This is a genomic window from Methanoculleus sp. (assembly GCF_035363275.1).
GTDB lineage: Archaea > Halobacteriota > Methanomicrobia > Methanomicrobiales > Methanoculleaceae > Methanoculleus.
The window spans coordinates 1-18711 of sequence record NZ_DAOSET010000021.1 but is presented as its reverse complement, the minus strand read 5'-3'; the positions used below and the strand labels follow the sequence as shown (position 1 = coordinate 18711).

Sequence of the window (18711 nt, the reverse complement as noted above, 5' to 3'; positions counted from 1 at the left end):
ACGATTACATCTTCCCCCGCGATATTCCCCCGCACGACAACGAGGCCCGTCTCTGCTGCACCGGCGTGAAGGAGAGCGAACGAGAGTATGGACCCCGGGTATCGCCCGGGGGTGTGGTTGGGCCGATCAGTCCGGCAGATAGGGACATCCGGCGGGCGTGAAACACCGGGTGCATATCGGGATTCGGAGAACGTGTATGGGAAGACGAGATCACCGGGCGCGGATCTCCTGCACCACCCTCCGCCCGAGTTCGTAGGCCCGGCCGAGTTCGTCGCCGTCCGGGCGGTAGTTCACCTGGAACCCGCCGTCGATCACCTCGATCCCGGCCGCCTTCAGGGCAGCTTCTGCCTGAGCGACCGCACCGCCCATGCCGCCATGCGACCCGAACGCGCACCCGATCTTCTTTGCGGTAAGCCGGCCGGGCGCGAGCCCCCGGAGGTAACTGAGGAACCCGGCCACCGTGGGGAGGACCTCGTCCTGGAGCGTTGGCGACCCGATGATGACCGCCTTTGAGTCGAGGATATCCGTAACGATATCGCTCCGGTGCGTCCCCTCATAGCGGCCGTCGCGGAGGAGGCAGACCCGGACGTCGGCGCCCTCGGCCATGATCCCTTCAGCGATCGCGCGGGCCATCATCGTGGTCGAGCCGTGCATGGTGTCGTAGACGATCGTGACCTTCTCCTTCGCGACACCCCGGCTCCAGTCGGTGTAGGCCTTGAGGATATCTCCGGCGTAGGACCGCCAGACGATGCCGTGGCTCGGCGCAATCATCCTGATATCGATCCCGAGCCCGCCGACCTCGTCGAGTTTCTTCAGGACCTTCGGCGCGAGCGGTATGATCAGGTTTGCAAAGAATTTCTGCGCGTGGGCCATCGCTGCATCCTTCCCGAGCTCGTCGTCGAACCGGGCGGCGCTTGCCACATGCTGCCCGAACGCGTCGTTCGGGAAGAGGATGGCGTCCTCCACGAGGTAGGTGAACATCGAATCGGGCCAGTGGAGCATCGGGGCCTCAAGGAAGGTGAGCGTCTTTCCGCCGAGGTCGAGGGTGTCGCCGGATTTCACGACATGGATCTTCCAGCCGCTGATATCGTAGTGGCGCGCAAGGCCGGCCGCGGCCCGCCCCGTGCAGTAGATCGGGACATCGGGCATCCGCCGCACGAACGCCGGCAGGGTGCCGGAGTGGTCCATCTCGATATGGTTCACGACGATGTAATCGATCGCGCCGGGGTTGCAGACAGACTCGATACGACCAAGGACCTCCCCCTCGAACCCGTGGTAGGCGCCGTCGATCAGCGCCGTCTTCTCACCCCGGACAAGGTAAGCATTGTAGGTCGTTCCGGGGAGGGTGTAGCCGTGGTACTCCCTCAGGTTCCAGTCGATTGCCCCGACCCAGTAGACGCCGGGGGCGAGTTTCGTAGCCATCATATGTATCCCTCATGTTGTTCGTAATTAAACGAACGTTCTATTATATCCGAACATTTGATATATCATCCTTTCGATCTTAGTCTATGGAGCAGGAGATGACCGGCAGAGAGAGAACCAGCCGGCCGAAACCGAACCTGGAGATAGACCTGTATTCGACACGGGACGGGATGCGGACGGTCGAGAACCCGGTGCGGCGCGCGATCCTTACAGCGCTCCGGGAACGCGAGTACACGTTCGATGAGATCGTCGCCCTTGCCGGGCGGGCAAAGTCAACGGTCTCGGTACACCTCCAGGACCTCACGGCAGCGGGGGTGATCGGGTCCCGGGCCGACCCGGAGGACGCGAGACGCAAGATCTTCTTTCTCACCGGCGAGCTCGTCGCAAGCGTCACGCCCGACGACCGGGTGGCCGATGCGCTCGCCGCCTACACGGGGGCGTACCGGGCGGGATCGAGCGACCCCTTTGCGTTCTATAAACTGATCTTCCGGACGGTCCGGGTCTCGCTGATGCAGGAGGGGATCCTGCTCGACCCGCTCCTCACCCGGGCCGGCGAGCGGGTCGGGGAGGAACTCTATCCGGCGGTGACCGAGACAGATACGGGGGCCTTCTGCGCAAAGATCGCCCGGTTCTGGGAGGAGCACAACCTCGGTCGGATCGAGATCGCAGGGACGGAGCCGCTCACCCTCCTCGTCTACGACTGCTTCGAATGCGCCGACCTGCCCGTAACGGGGAAGCCCGCGTGCGCGTTCGACTCCGGCATCCTCCGGGCACTCTTCTCCCGCCACTATGGGCGGCCGATGGAGGTGATCGAGGCCCGGTGCTACTCGATGGGGTTTGATCACTGCCGGTTCGAGATTATTGCGGATGGCGACAGTAACGGCGTCGGGTGATCCACGCTACGGGAAACCGGGGCCGGCAGAACCCCCTCTTCCCTCCCCGGTTACGCGACCCTCCTCTTCATGATATTCTCAAACCGGGTATTGCTGATCGGGTGATGGCTGATAACCTCGCCGTCATGCACGATACAGAAGGTTCCAAACGCGCAAGGGGCATTTTGAACGGCATCCGAATCCTGGAGGTCAATCAGCGTGGCCTTGAGATTGAACCTGGTCCTCGCGGACTCAAGGATTGCAATCGTGTTCTTCTGGAATCGAGAACGGTACCGAAAAACAGAACCAGAAGATACCCATGCGATAGCCGGGAATCGAACCCGGGCTAGAGGCTTGGGAAGCCCCTGTCCTACCGCTAGACTACTATCGCTCCGGTACCAATACATGTTGACCGGGGAGGAGATAAACATTCGGCTCACTCCCTCCCGGCTTATAACGCCGCAGGGTGAACGTGATGGCGGCCCCTTCCCCCGGCCGGCCCGGGACGTGGTCACCCGCCCGGACGCTGCCCCTATAGCGCCCCAGAAGCATCCGGACGATGTAGAGGCCGGGCCCCTTCCCGCGCCGGCTGTGGTTGAAGATACGCGGCTCGCAGTCGTCGGGGATCCCGGAGCCGGAGATGCCCCTCCTTGAGTGGCGAGAGTGTCATAATGAGATCGTACCCGGACAGGCTCACACCATCCTCCCGATAGGCACGGCCCTTGAGGTTCAACGCCCGGTTGTAGACTGACCGGCGGCGATCCGGCCCTCCTGATCCGCCTGACGAAGGGACGCAGCTTTCACCCCCGCACCTGTTGCCCGGGCCTTCCGGCTCTGCCCCTTCACCTCATGAGGGAACCCTCACGAAGAAGATCGCTCCCGGCTCCTTGTGCATCCGCCCGATACCCTTAAGACGCCTCCCGGAGAATATGATGCAGCACCACATGTGCTGGCTATGGTAAGTCCGACGTGCTCCCGGAAGCACTGCCCGCAAGGGCTCGGGATTACAGAGATTAGTCAGGTAACGGACTCTTTTCTGGACTTACATAGTGTATCTAACGGAGGTGTATGAATGGCAAGAATGTACGCTCGGCGCCGAGGAACCAGCAGTTCCATCCGGCCCTACCGGAAGGAAGCACCCGAGTGGTCCAATACGGACGCTACGGAGATCGAGAAGATCGTCGTCGATCTGCGCAAAGACGGCATGTCGACCAGCCAGATCGGCCTTGCACTGCGGGACAGGTACGCTGTCCCTGACGTCAAGCTCGCCACCGGCAAGCGTGTAAACGAGATCCTTCGCGAAAAGGGGCTTGAGTCCGAGATCCCCGAAGATCTCCGGAACCTGATGCAGAAAGCGCTCGGGTTAAGGAAACACCTTGAGGAGAACAAGAAGGACGTGCACAACGCCCGGCAGCTCCAGATCGTTGAGTCCAAGGTGCGCAGACTGGTCAAGTACTACGTCGGATCCGGACGGATGCCGAAAGGCTGGACATATAAACCGGAGACTGCGGAGATCCTGCTTTCCCGCTGATGACCCCATGTCGCTAAACGCCGCTGCTGCAAACCTCGCCGATCACCTGCTCGAACAGGAGTTTGTGGAGGTGCTCGCGCACCATGACGCGGACGGCATAGCCGCCGCATCCATCCTCTGCCATGCCATGTTCCGTGAGGGCGGGCAGTTCCGGCTGAGGATCCGCGCAGGCATCACCGCGGCCGAGGTCCCTCACGACAGCAGCGTGCTCCTCTGCGACTTCGGGTCAGCACTCACGGACCTCTCCGGCGACGTGATGGTGGTGGACCACCATCTGCCCCACTTCGAAGGCGACTACCACGTCAACCCGCGCCTCGCGGGAATCGACGGCGATCGAAACCTCTCGGCGGCCGGTGCGGCCTACCTCGTCGCCCAGCGCATGGGAGACAACCGCGACCTGACGGGCCTCGCACTCCTCGGGATCATCGGCGACGGCCAGGAGATAGAGGGGCCGAACCGGGAAATTTCCAGCGAAGGCATCGGGAACGGGTTTATCGCACCCCGCCGCGGTCTCCGCCTCCCGGGAAGGGGGCTCGTCGAGCAGTTCGCACTCTCCGTCAACCCGTATCTTGTGGGATTCTCGGGCGAGCCCGACGCGGCGAGGGCGCTCGTCGCAGAGGTCACTGATGAGGATGACGTGGACGTCGAGTCCCTCCTCTCCCGGGTCGTGCTCACGGCCGCCCCGAAAGCCTCGCTCTCCGCGCTCTGCGGGATCTGGGGCACTACCTACAGCCTCGGACGGGAGGTGATCGACGAGGCCACGAACCTCGCCGCCGTCGTCGACGCCTGCGGCAAGGCCGGGCGCGGGGACATCGGCGCATCGCTCTGCCTCCGCTCGACCCATGCACTCCAGGAAGCCTGGGAGATCACCGCCCGCTATCGGCAGGCGGTCATCGCCGGCATCCGGGGGGCGCGCCGTCTCGACGAGCGTCTCGCTCTCTTTGCGGTAGACGATGGAGCGGTAGCAAGCGACGTCGCCGACGCGCTCGCAAACGATCTCGTCCAGAGCGGGCCTGTCTTCGTCATCGGAGAGAGGGGGGACCGGTACTCCGTATCGGCACGCTGCCCGCCGGGCATCGACCTCGACCTCGAGCCGCTGATGCGGAGGGTCGCGGAGGCATGCGGCGGCCAGGGCGGCGGGCATCAGCGGAGGGCCGGAGCCCTGATCGGCGCCGACCAGATTGACCGGTTCAGGCAGGAACTCTTAAATGAGGTGCATGCATGACCCGGATCGAGGGCGTCATCGAGACCCCGCACAGCCGTCCGGAATGCGTGGCGGCCGCGCTCGAGCCCGACAATCTCACCCTGATCCGGACCTACCCGATCGAGGGAGGAGTGCGGGCCGAGATAGAGGGGACCAGGCTTCGGTCGATCACCGCCTCGGTGGACGACTACCTCATGAACCTGGCGATAGCGGAGGATGTGTGCACATCGGCATCAGGCAGACAACCGGGAGCTCCGGAGTGAATCTGGGATACAAACAATCAGGAGAGAAGTGATACCATGGCAAAGAAGAAACAGGTTGGAAGAAGGCTGGAAGGCTGGAAGGCCAAGAAGTGGTACCGTGTCTACGTACCCGACGCCTTCGGCAAAGTTGAGATTGGCGACGCAATCTCGGCCGACCCCGCGAACATGGTCGGCCGGGTCATGACCGCGACGCTCGGCGAAGTTGTGCAGGACTACTCCAAGTCCCACATCAAGATGAGGTTCAAGATCAACGACGTGGCCGGCGACGCCGCGTACACCGAGTTCATCGGGCACGAAGTGACCCGGGACTACCTCCGGTCGATGGTCAAGCGGCGGGCATCCCGCATCGACACCATCCACCCGGTCGTCAGCAAGGACGGCAAACTCCTGCGGGTGACGGTCGTCTGTCTCACCCTCTCGAGGGCCGATCAGAGCCAGGTCCACGCCGTGCGGCAGGCGATCTCGCAGGCCCTCGCCGCCCGTGCGGCGGAGAGCGACTTTGAGACCCTGGTCAAGGATATCGTCTCCGGCGACATGGCCCGGGACGTCTTCAAAGTCGTAAAGACGATCTACCCGATCCGCCGGGTCGAGATCACCAAGTCCAAACTTGAGCAGGTCGCGACCGTATAAGGCCGGCTACTCACTCTTTTTCTTACGGCTCCCGCACCTTTTCGTAGTTGTCCCTCCGATGATCAGAGACGGCACGAAGATATATGCCCTATGACCGGGCATATCTTCGCAGAAGTGCGGCGACGGGGTGAAGAAACGTGACGACACAAGAGCACCCTGGGGGTGTGCAACGGGTAAAACTGTCCCGGATCGATCAGGAGTACCTGGAAGACCGGGAGACGGTGGCCCGGGGGATCATCAGGAGGATGCTTGTCCAGTTCCACCGGGAATGGACCGACCTTGCGGAGCAGGAGAGAGACGGCGCCTGGGTTCTCGCCGCAAACACGCTGCTCGACCGGTACTCGCACCAGCTCTACGACATCATACGCGACCTGGAGGCGATCGTCGACGATGACCTTGCCGCGGAGATCCGGGGACTCTCGGCCGAGATGATCAAGACGACCAACATCCTCATCATGATCGACTGCAGGGAGGAATGCCGCAGACAGGGCGACGCCCTCGCAAAGGAGGCGCTCCGCCACACGGAGCGATGCCTCGCACTCCGGAGAGCAGCGGCGAGGGGCCGGTGATCCGGACCGGCACCGGCAAGAGTAATCAGGTTCGGGATCTCACCTGTTCTCGATGATTGCTCACAAGGTGTTATTCCTGGTGCTGGACGGGATCTCCGACCGTCCTTGCGAAGCGCTGAACGGACTGACCCCTCTCGCCGCCGCACGGACCCCGGTCCTCGACCGGATCGCTGCGGAAGGCGTATGCGGGATCATGGACTCCATCGGACCCGGCATACGTCCCGGGTCCGACACCTCCCACCTTTCCCTGCTCGGCTACCCGCCGCAGGAATACTACACCGGCCGGGGCCCGCTCGAGGCCGAGGGGACCGGGATCCACATGACCGCCGGGATGATCGGCTTTCGGTGCAACTTCGCGACGGTCGACGCGAACGGCCTCATCACCGACCGCCGGGCAGGGAGGATCTCCGGGACAGAACCCCTCGCGGAGGCGATCCGGGAGGGCGTCGACCTCTCGGCCCTCGGTCTCGCGTTCAGGTTCGAGTCGGGCGCCGGCCACCGTGCGGCCCTCGCCCTCGTAGGAGAAGGGCTTGGGGATAAGGTCTCCTCGAACGACCCGAAGAACGAGGGAGTGCGCCCGCCGGCCGTCCAACCCTGTACCGACGATCCGGCGGACAAAAAGACGGCAGATGCCTGCAACGAGTTCATCCGCCAGTCCGCGGAGATTCTCTTCGATCACCCGGCGAACGTCCGGCGGGTGGAGGAAGGCCTCCCGCCGGGAAATCTCCTCCTGATCCGGGGTGCCGGGAAGATGGGCGCGTTCCCACAGTTCCCCGAGCGCTACGGCCTCTCCGGGAGTGTCATCTCCGCGGCCACCCTCATCTCCGGGATAGGGAAGGTCGTGGGGCTCGAGCATATCCCGGTGCCGGGGACCACCGGGTCGACCAACTCCGACCTGGACGCCAAGGTGAGGGCGGCGATCGCGGAACTCGGCCGCAAAGACTTCGTCCTGATGAACATCAAGGGCGCGGACGAGGCCGGCCACGACGGGAAAGGGATCCAGAAGCGGGACTTCATCGAGGTGATCGATAAGGCGCTCGAGCCGCTGCTCGATCTTGAGGACACCCTGCTCGTCGTCTGTGCCGATCACAGCACCCCCTGTGCCATAAAAGATCACAGCGCCGACCCGGTGCCGATCGTCATCAGGGGTCCCGGGGTCCGGGTGGACCGGACAGTCCGATTCGACGAGGTCTCGTGTGCGGAGGGCGGCCTCCATCGTATCCGCGGCTGCGATCTCATGCCGATCGCCCTGGATCTAATCAATAAGAGTCATAAGTATGGCGCATGAAGATTATACCATAGATGGAACCGACAGGAGACCACGACTGGATCAGGGCCTGTAACCTCCCGGACCGGACCGAACTCCAGGAGAGGACGCTCAAGACGGGGCTCGATGTCGTCATCGGTGAGAGGTGCCGGATCGATTACGGCCTCACGGGCAACGACGTCGTGGTCTGCGAATTCAGCAAAATCAACGGCGATATCGTTGCGGCCGGCGACGTCCGGATAGACAACTGGTGCGAGGTCGCCGGCGACGTTCTCGTGGAGGAGGACGCCTACCTCGGCGAGGGAGTGAAGATCCAGGGGAAGTTGATCGTCAAAGGCGACCTTGATATCGGGGATAACGTCAAGATCGAGCGCGGATTCGAGGCAAAAGGCTGGATCTCCATCCGCAACCCGATGCCGGTCATCATCTACATCATGATGTACCTCGTTGCCGTCCTCGGGATCGAGAAGCAGGAGGAACTGGACGCCGTCCTTCAGAAACTTTTCGGCGAAGACGAAGCCCCCGCCTCCACGCCGCTGATGATCCCGGCCGGCGCCGTCCTCAACATGCAGACCTTCTCGGTCCCGGAGAGGATGGCTATCGGGGCAGGGTGCCGGCTGCACGGGAACATCCGTGCCGGCTCGATCGCGGTCCGGGAAGGGACGACGATCTTCGGGAGCCTCCACGTGAAGGAAGATGCGAACATCGCACGGGGATCAATCATCCACGGCGACGTCCAGAGCGACGGCGACGTAGTGATCGAGCAGGAGGTGCATATCCTCGGGAACATCTCCTGCCGGGGCCTCACCCTGCACGAGGACGCCCGCGTGGACGGGGTCATCCGGGCGCCGGGTGGCTTAACGATCGAGAGGCGAACGATATGAAGGTTGCAGATATCCTTGAGGTCGACGGGTGCCGGTTGGTTGAACCGTCGTTTGCGGAACTGACGATAGACGCCTGTACAGCCCTGCTGTTCCAGGGAAGCCCGGACGAAGCCCGACTCCTGGTCGACGAGGAGGAGGAGCCGCTCGCGTTCGCGCTCCACGACGGTTCGAACGGCTGGCACGCCGCTTCGTTCCTCTTCAGGGACCCGACGATCGAGGTCATCGAGTGCTTCGAGGCCGTCGGCGGTGATATCTACCAGGAGAGCCGGGAGGCATGGCTCTCGGCAGTCCGCGAGTATTACAGTCTCGATATCCGCGCAAACGTTGTTCCCGCTCTCGAAGACCTGCGTCCCGACCGGGAGGGGAATATCCGCGACCTCGTAACCGTGGTCTGGGGCGACCGTGCGGGAACCCCCTGCCTCGACTGCTGCTGCGGCTCGGGCGTCGGGACCGCGGCCCTCCGGGCTGGTGGGGTGCGGGCGCTCGCCTATGACAACGACCCCGCGCTCCTCGCACTCGGGCTTACCCGGGGCCGCCTCGCGCCTGCCGATACCATCTGTATCGACGCGCAGGAGGCTTCCCGCTACATCGCGCCGGTGCCCCTCGGCGTTGCGTTCATGGCCGGGGAGATCTACTCGTACAACGCGAACCTCTGGGAATCGATCGTCACCGAACTCCTCATCCTCACCGATGAAACGCTGATCACCGTCGGCACAGAGGCCGAGGCGGCCCGGGTGGAAGAGTGGTGTGCCGAAGAGGACCGGGAGACCGAGGTCTTCGAGAACCGGCGCGACCCCATCTACGACCGGTGGTGCTGTGTCGCGCGGCGGGTATGATTTCGACCGAATGTATAAGGTAGAGTGCCCCCAACTTTTTTCTCGCAACCGTACACGTACCGCAAACCGGTCTGCCGATCGGAAGACCAGCTCAGGTTAACTTCGCATGAATACCGCCAAACGAATCTATAACGTCTTATTCATCTCCGTCTTTGCCACCATGCTCGGGCTCGGGGTCGTCAGCCCGCTCCTCCCCATCTACGCGGAGAACCTCGGAGCAACCGGCATCTGGCTCGGGATCATCTTCTCTGCCTTCGCGCTCTCCCGGTCGGTCTTCATGCCCGTCATCGGACGGATATCGGACAGGCGGGGGAGGAAGTGGATCATCCTCATCGGCATGTTCGCCTACGCGGTCCTCTCGCTCACCTACATCATCGCCGACAGTGTCTTCTCCCTCACGGCAGTCCGTTTCGCCCACGGGATCGCTTCAGCAATGGTCGTCCCGATAGCCATGGCCTACATAGCGGACCTCTCGGAGAAGGGCAAGGAAGGGAGTCAGATGGGAAACTTCTCCATCTCGATGTTTCTCGGGATGGGGGTCGGACCGCTCCTCGGGGGATTCTTAAACGACGCGTTCGGCATGGATTCGGTCTTCTATGTCATGGCCGGCCTCTCGGCGTTCGCCACACTTCTCGTCGCCGCCTCTCTTCCGGAGGCGAGACCGGGCTCGTTGACAATCCCGGCCAGGGAACCCGCTCCGATGCGGGAGATCTTCACGCTGCCGATCATGCGGGGGATCCTGGTCTTCACCCTCATCAGCGCCCTCGGCCGCGGGGGTATGATGGTTTTTATCCCGGTCTTCGGGCCGCTGATCGCGATCAGCCCGTTCGAGGTGGGCGTCGTCCTCTCCGTGAACACCTTCCTGATGGCGCTCCTCCAGATGCCGATCGGGAGGCTCACCGACACCGGGAACAAAGTTACCCTGATCGTCGCGGGATCGACCGTAGCCGCGGTGGCGCTCGCCGTCATCCCCCTCTCGGGGTCGTTCTGGCCTCTGCTCGTGATCACCTCCGCCGTGGGCGTCGGGGGCGCCATCCAGCAACCGGCCATCATGGCTCTGACGGTCGATGCAGGCCGGACCATCGGGATGGGAACCTCGATGGGCGCCTACAACACGGTCTTTGGTATCGGCATGATCATCGCACCGCTGATCGGGGGGGTCTTCATGGACTATATCGGGATCGGCGCCGTTTTCTACGTGGGCGGAGCGGTATGCCTCATCGGAACGGGAGTCTTTGCAGTGATGATGCAACGGAACGCTCGTGAATGCGCTGCCGGAGAGGTGCCGGGGCACGGATAGACCCTCTTCCAGGGGAGCGGCGGCCGTTCGTCGTTCGGATTCCCCGAAACATTAACTCTACCGGCCCAAAAGAGCCATTCTGACCGCATGTCATTCTCTCACATGAGATAAATTAATATACCTTTTTTACTATCATGGGATACAAAGGCGTGCAGGTGGGATAGCGCGCCGGAACCGTCGTGTCAAACATCTGCAGCGCGGCCGGGTGACCCCTGCAGGCTTACGGGCATCTCTCTGCCCGGCGCAAGAGTACAACATCTCATGGACCACTGCAAGCATACACTCCTGCTTCCGGCCGCCCCCCCTGCGGACTTCTGTACGCTTCGTGCCCGCTTTCCGGCCTCGTTCCTTCTTGTCGCCCTGCCGTCCGGGATTCCGGGAGAGATAGGGGACGCCGTGGGCATCCTGCTCCTCGAACTCCTCATCGCCGGGATTGCCTTTGGGCTCCTCGGGATCTGGCTCAAGGAGCGGGCTGTGGTTGCCCGCATCGCCGGGATGGGGGCGAGCATCGAGGCCATCCGGGCAGGCAGTGACGCCCGCACCCGTCTCCCCGCAGGCGAGGGCGACCCGGTCTCACGCTTTGCCGGCGACGTCAACCGGATGCTCGACGATCTGGAGCGTTCCCGGCAGGAGCTCCTGGAGAGCAGGGACCGCTACCGTCTCCTCTTCGACAGCGGGAACGACTTCCTGCTCGTCTGCGCAGTGGGGAGGGAGGGCACGCCCTACCGGATACTGGACGCAAACGCGCTCGCCTGCCGGACTCTCGGGTATGCCCGGGAGAATCTCCTCGCCCTCGCTCCCCGTTCGGTCATCCTCATCAGGAGCGATTTCGAGCGAGACGACCACCACCTCTACAGCGCCGACCTGATCCCCCGGCAGGGCGAACGGATCCCCGCCGAGGCGACCATTCACCGCATCAGCCTCGAGGGCACCCCGGCGATCCTCATCATCGCGCGGGACGTAACGGAGCGGAGAAGGGCCGAGAAGGAGTTGATGGACTACCGCTACCGCCTGGAGGAACTGGTGACGCAGCGGACCAACGAACTCCAGGCGGCAAACGAGAGTCTCAGGCGCGAAATGAGAGAGCGGGCGCGGATGGAGCGGGAGAGGCTGGAGGCATACCGGCAGATCGAGAGGAACATCGAGCAGTTCGCGGTCCTGACCGACCACATCCGAAACCCTCTTCAGGTCGTCCAGGGGATGGCCGACCTCATCGAGGACGAGCGGGCGGAGAAGATCCGGGAGCAGGTCCGGCAGATTAAGAAGATTCTCATGCAGCTCGACGAAGGGTGGGTTGAGTCGGAGAAGGTCCGGGAGTACCTTGAGCGGTACCGGTGAGGGAGGCCGGGTGCCGTCCCCTACGGCTCCTTCTCCTCGGCGCACTCGAGTTCCGCGACGACATCGGCCGCATCGTCCATCCGCCGGACCAGGTCCTTGATCTCGACCAGGCGTTCGACGCCGATGAAGTGCTCGGCCATCACCCGGGCCATATCCGTGAGTTCGATGCGGCCGGCCCTCCGCCGGACCAGCCCGTAGTCAAGGAGTGTCGGGAGGGCCGGCTCCAGCGCCCCGACCATCGTGTGGGTCATGCGGATCACCTCCTGCTCGTCGCCGCTAGAGACCACGACGTTCGCCACGAACTCTTCCGTGCTCTGCTCCATGTCGTACTCGGGAGCGACCTCCTCCATCTCGCCACTGAGAAGGCCGACGGCGACCTCCTCCTCGGTCTTCCCGGACGATCTGGAGTACGAACCCCCGGGCTCCGCCAGGATGACCACCCGGCCGAGGTCGTGGAAATCGGGCCGACCGGCGCGGCCCATCATCTGGTGGAACTCCTGGACGGTGAGCCACTGGATGCCCATCGCAAGGGCGTCAAAGATCACCTGAGATGCCGGAAAGTCGACGCCGGCGGCAAGCGCGGCCGTGGTCACGACGGCGCCGACCTCCCCGTTCGCGAACCGCCGCTCTACGTCCCGGCGCTCCTGCGCGGTCAGCCCCGCATGGTAGGGGGCGGCAATCTTTCCGAGAGCGTCGGCGATGACGTGGCAGCGGGCCCGGGAGTTCGTGAAGACGATCGACTGGCCCCGGTAGCCCTTCGACGACCGTATCTTGTACTCCTCGGCGACCATCTGCTTGATGAACCCGATCTTCTTAGACCGTTCCACGAAGATGAGGTGCCGCTCGAGCGGAACCGGCCGGTCGGCGTAGCGGACCAGGTTTGCCCGGAGTTTCTCCGCGAGCAGCCCGGGAGCCCCGATCGTCGCCGAGAGGTAGAGGAACTGGGCTTCCGGGGCGATATGCTTGAGCCGGGCGATCAGCCCGTCGAGACGGTGGCCCCGATCGGGGTCCTCGAGCATCTGGACCTCATCGATGACGACGGTCCCGATGTCCTTTAAGGATCTCCCGGTCCGGAGAGCGTGATCGATCCCCTCGTAGGTCCCTACCACGACGGGAGCATGGACGTCCCGGTCTCCCGCGGGCCGGGTCTCGGGGAGGTTGAGACGGCTCATCCCGGTCTGGAGGGTGACCCTCACCAGGTGGCCGTAACGGTCGCGGAACCGCTGGTATTTCTGGTTCGCGAGCGCGACCAGCGGGACCAGGAAGAGCATTCTCCCCCGCCCTTCAAGGAAGTTCTTCATTCCGGCCATCTCACCGATGAAGGTCTTGCCGCTCGCGGTGGCGGAGACGACGAGGAGGTGCTGCCCCTCGAGGAGCCCGTTCTGGACGGCGAGCTGCTGGACAGGCATCAAGTACTCGACCCCGGCGGCCTTCGCAAACGCCGCGGGCAGCGGGAGTTCGGTGATATGAGCCGTCTTCTGGACCTCGTGCGCCTCGAGCCGGTCAAAGAGGGTCCGCTTCCGGTCAGGATGGTCGGGACCCACCGATCCCAGCACCCGGTCGAGGTCCCGGACCTGGGCGAGGAGTTTCTCGAGGTGGACGAGGACGGAGCCGCCGAATTTGCCCATGTAGCCGAGCTCCCGGCGCATCTCGCGCTTCGCGCACTCAAGGCAGATCCACTCCCCGCCGTAGCGGACGCCGGTCGTCTTATCGATGGGAACAAACCGGTCCTCGAGCTGGCAGAACCGACAGATGTTGATCCTTGACACCGGGATCTGGAGGTCGGCAAGAAACGACTCGAACTCCGGGCTCTTCCCCGCAAGGTGGACCGAAGACCGGCGCAAGAGCGTGATCAGGTCCCGGGTCGGGGTGGGCTTGAGCTGTTTACCCCGCCGGCGCATCTTGAAGTTCTTTGGCCGCTGGCCCTTCGGGGTTGCGGTCAGGTCGACGAACCCGGAACCCTCGACACGGCCGCCCTCGACAAACAGCAGTTTATACGTGCCTTTCTGGGGCTGGACGATAACCTTCATGGTGCGATCAGGTCGTGGATCGTATAGGTGAGCCCCACCGTCTCCAGTCGCTTGAGGAAGTCGGTAAACTCCTCATCAACGATAAGTATTGCGCACTCCCGCCCGTGGAATGCCGCCTCGATAACCCCTTCACGGGATCCGAAGAACATATCCGGCTCGATATCAGCCTTCCTGAGGGCTACGTAGGACTCGAGGCCCACTGCGGCCACCATCTCCGCGTCCCGGACCGCGTCCCGGAGAAGGTCTGTCCTGACGTGCCTTGAGCCGCCCCGCTCGACCCGCGGCACCTTGCAGACATGAATGAGTCCTTCCTCGTGCTCGATGATGCCGTTCAACTGGGCGACACCGAGATCCTCTCCCGGCTCCGCGTCCATGGTCGCGAGGCCGGTTGCGCTCTGCTCTTCTTTCGTCGCGTAGAGCCAGCCGTCCCGCATGAAGACGCCGACCGTATCGCCCTTCCGGATCTCATCCCGGGCGATAGCCGTCCAGACCGCCACCTGCTGAATGATGTCCCGGTTGATGTGACGGGCATAGGCCTCGAGCGCCTCGGCGTGCCGCAGGACCCACTCGATCCCGTTCTTCGTCACCTCATACCGGCCCCGGCCGTGAGCGGTGACCAGCCCCTCATCCACCAGTTCCCGGATGTACTCGGAGACGGCCTGGGGTGTCACGCCGAGTTTTCCGGCGATCTCCTGCTGGCGGACGGCCGGCTGGTGCTCGGCGATCTCCACCAGGATCTGGAATCGCGTGGCCTCCCGTTTGCTACGTAAGATCACATAGAGGGGATCGTCAGTGAAGTCGGTCAAGCAACACCATTCCCTGCCCTTTCAGATCAAGGCCGGGAATCCTCTTCGCCAGCCCCTTGATGAAGGTTGGACTCACGCCGTACTTCCTGGAGATGTCGCTGATCGAGGTGGTTCCGCCCAGGATCTCCTGTTCAACCGAATCCACAATTGTGCGAAGACTCTCGTCGTTTGAGATGGCGATGTGCAGCAGGTCTCCGATATCGCCCATGGAACACTGGAAGCTGGCCCGGAATTTGCTGTATGTAGCCCGGTACTCCTTCGTCGGCTTCTCTCCGGGCTTCGGCATCCGCCACTGTTCTTCGATCAAGTTTCCCTTCTTGAGGATGGAGAGGCACTCGGTCACCATCGAGGTCCCGGCGTAGGTCCCGAGCTCCTCCTCGGTCAGCCAGGCTTTGTTTAAGAGCTCGTAGATCTTTTTATAATCAGCATTATTGAACGTTATAAGAAGAGGAACCAGTTCAACCGGATCATTAAGAATTTTAATATGTCCCGTCAATGCGATACCCTATTGTTATATCGTTGTATAACTCCATAAATTTTTGCTGAATATTCAATGCGTATACGTGGCACGATCATCATCCGGGGCGTCGTTCAGGGGGTCGGATTTCGTCCCTTTGTCTATGCAAAGGCCCGGGAATTTGGGATCACCGGGACCGTCAAAAATCTCGGGAGCGAGGTGGAGATCCATGCGTTCGGTGACCGCTTCGAGGAGTTCCTCGAGGCCGTTTCCCGGGGAACGCTGTTATCTCACATAGATTCCGTGGACGTCCAGGATCTGCGCGACAACCCGCCCGATACGTTTACTATCCTTGAGAGCGGCTCCGGGAGCCTCTCCGGATTCATCCCTGCCGATATCGGCACCTGCGACGACTGCGTCGCCGATATGTTCACGCCGGGGGGACGGTACGAGGGCTACTGGGCCACATCCTGCGTCAACTGCGGTCCGCGGTACAGCATCATCACTGCCATCCCCTACGACCGGGAGCGGACGTCGATGGCGGAGTTTCCCATGTGCGGCGCCTGCGAGAGCGAGTACACCGACCCGTCCTGCCGGCGGCACCACGCCCAGACGATCGCCTGTGCCGCCTGCGGGCCGCAACTCGCTCTCTTGAAGGCCGACGGGACGCTGGTTGCGGCCGCAGATCCCATCCGGGAGGCGGCAGCCCTCATTGACGGGGGCTCGATCGTCGCCATCCGGGGGGTAGGGGGGTTTCATATCGCCTGCACCGAGGAGGCGGCCCCCGAACTGAAACGCCGGCTGGGCCGGACAGAGCAGCCGCTCGCGGTGATGGGAACCCCGGAGGAGGTGGAGCGGATCGCGGTCGTCTCGGAAGAAGAGCGGCGGATCCTGCAGTCCCGGGAACGGCCGATCGTGGTGCTCGAGAAGAAGGACCATACGTCGCACCCGGGGATCTCGGGGCTCCATACCATCGGGTGCATGCTCCCCTACACCGGGCTGCACCACCTCCTCTTTGCGAACCTCGCCCACCCGCTCCTGGTGATGACGAGCGCGAACCTGCCTGGCTACCCGATGATCACCGATCTTGAGATCGCTCTCGGCCGGCTCTCGGGGCAGGTGGACTACATCCTCACCCACAACCGCCGGATCGTCAACCGCTGCGACGACTCCGTCGTCAGAGACGGCTACATCATCCGTCTCTCACGGGGCCTCGCCCCGAAACGGACGGCGATCGACCTCGGAGATGCGTGTATCCTCGGCGTCGGGCCGGAGCTGAACGCGAACGTCTCCGTCTACAAAGCGGGCTTCTGCATCACCTCGCCCCATGTGGGAAACGTCAGAAACCCCCAGACCCTCGCCTACCTGCAGGAGACGGCGGAGAAGATCGGGGGACTTGTCGGGGCGCGATATGACCTGATCGTCCACGACCTCCACCCGCAGTTCCTCTCGACCCGCTACGCGAGGGAGGTTGCCGAGGCGGTCGGGGCAGAGGTCATGGCTGTCCAGCACCACCGGGCGCACATCGCTGCGACGACCCGGGAGGAGTGTGTCGGGATCGCGATCGACGGCGTGGGCTACGGGGACGACGCCACGATCTGGGGTGGCGAGGTCTTTGCCGGGCAGGTTCCCCACCTCGACCGGGTCGCCCACCTCGAGGTCGTCCCGATGCCGGGCGGCGACCTTGCCACCCGGTTCCCGGAGCGGATGCTGTATGGGATCCTGCCGACGCCGGGGGTCCGGGACCTCCTTTCGTCACGGGGGTGGAGCGATATCGAGCTCGCGGTCCTCTCCCGGCAGGTGGAGCGGGGGTTGAACGTCGCCGCGACCTCGAGCACCGGGAGGGTGCTCGACGCCGCCGCAGCCCTCCTCGGTATCTGCCGGGAACGGACCTACGACGGCGAGCCGGCGATGAAACTCGAGTCGGCGGCGTGTGCCGGGCGGGCGTCGGCCTGGGATCTTGAGTTCCTGCGCGACGGGGGCTGCGAGGTCCTCTCGACCCGGTCGCTCATCGCCGAGGCATACCGGCGGGCCGCGGCCGGGGAACGGGTGAACGACATCGCCGCGTCGGTCCAGTACAACCTGGCGAGAGGCGTCGCCGCGATGGCTGTCCGGGCGGCGGAGGAGCGGGGGATCCCGCGGGTGGCGCTCTCGGGCGGGGTGGCCTATAACCGGGCGATCCGGGAGGCGATCGTCGGGGAGGTCCGGGCTGCGGGGCTTGAGGTGGTTATGAACCGGGAGTATCCGCTCGGGGATGGGTGCATCAGCTTCGGACAGGTGGTCTACGGGGGGAGCGGGGAGGAGTAGAGCGACAACCGGGTCGATCAGGTTTGTCTGGAGGTTCTACCGGCGATCCTCTCAGGCAGCACCTTCGGCGGGTCATGTGACAACTGCGAGAACCGATCCTGCAGGCCGGGTCCCGGTTGTCCGGCGCTCCGGGAGCGCGGTATCCTTCTGCAATCTTTCGCCAATGCCGGACTTGCAGTATCAACGTAAAACCGTTTATTCTCGATCCGGGTCCAAATATTTGGCGTCGATCCGACAATTTTCGTCCAGTCTTCGTCCAATCCCGGATTTACAGTATCAACGCAGAACCGCTTATTTCAGGATTCAAGCCCAAGCATTTGGCGTCGTTTCGACAATCTTCGACAATCTTTTCCCAACCTAAGGTTTGCAATAACCCCGCAGAACCGCTGATTTCGCGATTCGAGTTCAAAAGTTTGTCGTTGGTTCGACAATCTTCGACAGTCCGGGCAGCATGATATCGATGGGTGATGTCTGTTTTGAAACATGTTATGTAATACCTGAGATCATGCCGCCGATCTTCGGCAATGCTTTCGTCTATCATGCATCATGCAGGGTGCCCGGGGCGAGCACCCATTTCGCGCCCCTCGTCCTCCCGACAGCCGTGATCGTCCCCTCTATCCGCATCTCCTGAAGTAAATCCCTGACAAAAGTGCGTTTCTGCTCTTCATTCAGAGCCTCGGAAACCTTGTCCAGCAGCAGAGCTTCAATATCCGCTCTCTCCGCCTTGTGGTAGGTCCGGAGATACGCCACTACCATATCCTTGAAATATGCCTTGTCAAACGACCGCTTCCTGATATAATCGGCCCGCGTATCGATCTCGGCCGCAACACTCTCCGAAACGTAGAGATTCGGATGCCGCCCCTCAACGAGTTTCTTCTTCCGGAGAACGGTCCGCTCCTCCGGTGTGATAGGATTACCCTTCTGTACCTTATCGAGAGCGATCACATCCATCAGGGTCAGATCCTTCCGCTCGATCAGCATCCGGGTATACCTCT

At 63.0% G+C, this 18711-nt stretch carries 16 protein-coding genes, 1 tRNA gene and 1 pseudogene; 12 read left to right on the top strand and 6 right to left on the bottom strand.

Going from position 1 to position 18711, the window contains the following annotated elements; genetic code table 11:
* Positions 1–210 precede the first annotated feature (210 nt).
* Positions 211–1425, bottom strand: coding sequence for an FprA family A-type flavoprotein (locus PLN84_RS06130; protein ID WP_292382738.1), 1215 nt, complete (start codon positions 1423–1425; stop codon positions 211–213).
* Between the two features lie 83 nt (positions 1426–1508).
* Here PLN84_RS06130 and PLN84_RS06125 point away from each other — a divergent pair, with 83 nt between their 5' ends.
* Positions 1509–2315, top strand: a complete 807-nt coding sequence (locus PLN84_RS06125; RefSeq protein WP_299953181.1) for a V4R domain-containing protein — start codon at positions 1509–1511, stop codon at positions 2313–2315.
* 299 nt (positions 2316–2614) lie between these two features.
* On the opposite strand, the gene PLN84_RS06120 is transcribed toward PLN84_RS06125, so the two are convergent.
* A tRNA-Gly gene (locus tag PLN84_RS06120) sits at positions 2615–2685 on the bottom strand.
* Between the two features lie 681 nt (positions 2686–3366).
* Here PLN84_RS06120 and PLN84_RS06115 point away from each other — a divergent pair.
* The 10 genes from PLN84_RS06115 (at position 3367) to PLN84_RS06070 (ending at position 12116) form a co-directional block, all read left to right on the top strand.
* Positions 3367–3825: a 30S ribosomal protein S15 gene (locus PLN84_RS06115; RefSeq protein WP_292382741.1), complete on the top strand. Its 459-nt coding sequence runs from the start codon at positions 3367–3369 to the stop codon at positions 3823–3825.
* Positions 3826–3832: 7 nt separating this feature from the next.
* Positions 3833–5050 carry a DHHA1 domain-containing protein gene (locus PLN84_RS06110; protein WP_292382743.1) on the top strand — a complete coding sequence of 406 codons (1218 nt, stop codon included), beginning with the start codon at positions 3833–3835 and terminating at the stop codon, positions 5048–5050.
* Positions 5047–5292, top strand: coding sequence for a KEOPS complex subunit Pcc1 (locus PLN84_RS06105; protein ID WP_292382744.1), 246 nt, complete (start codon positions 5047–5049; stop codon positions 5290–5292). The genes PLN84_RS06110 and PLN84_RS06105 overlap by 4 nt, the downstream gene beginning before the upstream one ends.
* Positions 5293–5328: 36 nt before the next feature.
* Positions 5329–5922: a 30S ribosomal protein S3ae gene (locus PLN84_RS06100; protein WP_292382745.1), complete on the top strand. Its 594-nt coding sequence runs from the start codon at positions 5329–5331 to the stop codon at positions 5920–5922.
* 164 nt (positions 5923–6086) lie between these two features.
* Positions 6087–6491 (top strand): hypothetical protein, encoded by a 405-nt coding sequence (locus PLN84_RS06095; protein ID WP_292382746.1) that lies wholly within the window; start codon positions 6087–6089, stop codon positions 6489–6491.
* Positions 6492–6543: 52 nt separating this feature from the next.
* Positions 6544–7779 carry a 2,3-bisphosphoglycerate-independent phosphoglycerate mutase gene (locus PLN84_RS06090; RefSeq protein WP_292382747.1) on the top strand — a complete coding sequence of 412 codons (1236 nt, stop codon included), beginning with the start codon at positions 6544–6546 and terminating at the stop codon, positions 7777–7779.
* 14 nt (positions 7780–7793) lie between these two features.
* The gene (locus tag PLN84_RS06085) at positions 7794–8642 is read left to right on the top strand and encodes a polymer-forming cytoskeletal protein (RefSeq protein WP_292382748.1); all 849 of its coding nucleotides are present in this window, start codon (positions 7794–7796) and stop codon (positions 8640–8642) included.
* Positions 8639–9478 (top strand): hypothetical protein, encoded by an 840-nt coding sequence (locus tag PLN84_RS06080; protein WP_292382750.1) that lies wholly within the window; start codon positions 8639–8641, stop codon positions 9476–9478. The genes PLN84_RS06085 and PLN84_RS06080 overlap by 4 nt, the downstream gene beginning before the upstream one ends.
* A gap of 106 nt (positions 9479–9584) precedes the next feature.
* Positions 9585–10778 (top strand): MFS transporter, encoded by a 1194-nt coding sequence (locus PLN84_RS06075; RefSeq protein ID WP_292558696.1) that lies wholly within the window; start codon positions 9585–9587, stop codon positions 10776–10778.
* Positions 10779–11039: 261 nt separating this feature from the next.
* Positions 11040–12116 carry a PAS domain S-box protein gene (locus PLN84_RS06070; RefSeq protein WP_292558695.1) on the top strand — a complete coding sequence of 359 codons (1077 nt, stop codon included), beginning with the start codon at positions 11040–11042 and terminating at the stop codon, positions 12114–12116.
* Positions 12117–12136: 20 nt separating this feature from the next.
* Here PLN84_RS06070 and PLN84_RS06065 read toward each other — a convergent pair whose 3' ends face one another.
* From PLN84_RS06065 to PLN84_RS06055, 3 genes are read right to left on the bottom strand one after another with little or no spacing between them, the layout of a single operon-like run.
* On the bottom strand, positions 12137–14146 hold the full coding sequence (locus tag PLN84_RS06065; protein WP_292382926.1) for a DEAD/DEAH box helicase: 2010 nt from the start codon (positions 14144–14146) through the stop codon (positions 12137–12139).
* Positions 14143–14952 carry a winged helix-turn-helix transcriptional regulator gene (locus PLN84_RS06060; protein ID WP_292382928.1) on the bottom strand — a complete coding sequence of 270 codons (810 nt, stop codon included), beginning with the start codon at positions 14950–14952 and terminating at the stop codon, positions 14143–14145. Before PLN84_RS06060 ends, PLN84_RS06065 begins: the two co-directional genes overlap by 4 nt.
* Entirely contained in the window at positions 14936–15448 is a 513-nt protein-coding gene (locus PLN84_RS06055; protein ID WP_292382930.1) for an ArsR family transcriptional regulator, read from the bottom strand. Before PLN84_RS06055 ends, PLN84_RS06060 begins: the two co-directional genes overlap by 17 nt.
* Before the next feature lie 57 nt (positions 15449–15505).
* Here PLN84_RS06055 and hypF point away from each other — a divergent pair, with 57 nt between their 5' ends.
* On the top strand, positions 15506–17716 hold the full coding sequence (hypF, locus tag PLN84_RS06050; protein WP_292558694.1) for a carbamoyltransferase HypF: 2211 nt from the start codon (positions 15506–15508) through the stop codon (positions 17714–17716).
* 537 nt (positions 17717–18253) lie between these two features.
* Here hypF and PLN84_RS06045 read toward each other — a convergent pair.
* Positions 18254–18711: pseudogene (locus PLN84_RS06045) on the bottom strand (transcriptional regulator); the annotation flags it as partial.